This window comes from Blastococcus sp. MG754426 (genome assembly GCF_021699055.1).
Classification (GTDB): domain Bacteria; phylum Actinomycetota; class Actinomycetes; order Mycobacteriales; family Geodermatophilaceae; genus Blastococcus.
The window spans coordinates 1-222 of record NZ_SSXC01000222.1 but is presented as its reverse complement, the minus strand read 5'-3'; the positions used below and the strand labels follow the sequence as shown (position 1 = coordinate 222).

Annotated in this window: 1 protein-coding gene; it reads right to left on the bottom strand. The window is 78.4% G+C overall.

All coding sequences use genetic code 11. The features are described from left to right. On the bottom strand, positions 1-222 hold a 222-nt coding region (locus E9549_RS23035; RefSeq protein ID WP_236828912.1), incomplete at both ends, for a DUF222 domain-containing protein.

The following is a 222-nucleotide window of genomic DNA, read 5'->3' as shown; positions in this document are numbered from 1 at the left end:
AGCAGCTGGGCGTACTGGTCGATGGCGTCGGCGCAGGCCGCGGCCAGGTGCACGGGCAGGTCGGCGACGAGCTGGCTCATCCCGTCACCGGTGCGCCGGACCGTGACGTCGGCCCGCGTGGCCGCTTCCTCGCGGCGCTTGTCCAGGGCGTCGGCGTCCAGCCGGGCCAGGGCGCGGCGCACCCGGGCGCGCAGCTGGGGCACGGTCAGCCGCCCGGCGTGG